Here is a 1,380-nt window from a genome sequence, read left to right as displayed (position 1 = left end):
GGCTTTGATGATGTGACCGCCCCCCGACGGCATCTATGTGCCAAGGTGGGTCTGCGATGATCCACAAAGGAGGACGGTCATGTCGGAGATTATCACGGTTGGGCTCGATCTGGCGAAGAATGTGTTTCAGGTGCATGGCGCCGACAGTGCTGGTCGAGCGATCTTGCGCAAGAAGCTGCGTCGGGGACAGGTTCTGGAGTTTTTCGACCAACTGCCGGCTTGTGTCGTGGCGATGGAGGCCTGCGGTGGCGCTCATTATTGGGGTCGCGAGATCCGCAAGCTTGGCCATCAGGTGCGGCTGATCCCCCCTGCCTACGTGAAGCCTTTCGTCAAGCGCCAGAAGAACGATGCTGCCGACGCCGAGGCGATCTGCGAAGCAGCGATACGGCCGACAATGCGCTTCGTGCCGGTGAAGAGCGAGGAGACCCAAGGCGCGGCGATGGTGTTCCGGGTGCGCGAACTTCTGATCCGTCAGCGCACCCAGGTGATCAATGCCCTGCGTGGTCATCTGGCCGAGTTCGGACGGGTGGTTCCGCAGGGGGTGTCCAATGCGTCGAAGCTGATTGCCATCGTCGACGATCCGGAAAGCGGTCTGCCTGCCGAGGCGACGGCCACTTTGCAGGTCATGATCGGAACATTGACTCAACTCGAAACGCAGATCGCAGAGCTCGACGCTAGGATTGTCCGCTGCGCCAGGGAGAACGATGTTGCCCGACGGCTTATGACGGTTCCAGGCATCGGGCCGCTTATCGCCACGGCCATAGCGACGCTTGCGCCGCCACCCGAGACGTTTCGCAAGGCGCGCGATTTCGCAGCCTGGCTCGGATTGGTCCCACGGCAGCATTCAACCGGCGGGAAGCAACGACTGGGGGCAACGACGAAGATGGGTGAACGGTCGCTCAGACGTTTGCTAATCATCGGGGCCAACAGCGTGATCATCAAGCGGCACGTCCATCGGGAAGCGCAACCCGGCACATGGCTGGGTGATCTGCTGTCGCGCAAGCCCGCGATGCTGGTTCGGGTTGCCCTGGCGAACAAGATGGCACGCATCGTCTGGGCGCTGATGGCCCGGGGCGGTGTCTACCAGTCTCCGGTCGCGGCGGCATAAGCCGACCAGCGGCCGCGAGGACGTCGGAGCACAAAAGGGCAAGGAGCAATTTGGCGCAACAGTCGTGAGACGGGATCGGGAGAACCAGTGTGCAACAGAGTGCCTTCGAGCGCGCGGCTTTGATCTGGACCCGATCTTCGAACACCATACGGGCCCGCGGCATGACCATTGCCGCAAAAGAGGCCGGATACATGTCAGCACCCGATGGCGCGCCAAAATCGGCTCTGAAATTACCTCTTGCGCACGGGGCGGTTATACATGTTGCACAAATC

General features: G+C 61.5%; 1 protein-coding gene. It reads left to right on the top strand.

The genetic code is table 11. The features are described from left to right. The first annotated feature begins 79 nt into the window (after positions 1–79). Positions 80–1,108: an IS110 family RNA-guided transposase gene (locus AB2B41_RS23245; RefSeq protein ID WP_367880209.1), complete on the top strand. Its 1,029-nt coding sequence runs from the start codon at positions 80–82 to the stop codon at positions 1,106–1,108. Positions 1,109–1,380: the final 272 nt, after the last annotated feature.

Source organism: Sulfitobacter sediminis (assembly GCF_040811725.1).
GTDB lineage: Bacteria > Pseudomonadota > Alphaproteobacteria > Rhodobacterales > Rhodobacteraceae > Sulfitobacter > Sulfitobacter sediminis.
This window is presented reverse-complemented; position numbering and strand designations above follow the sequence as displayed.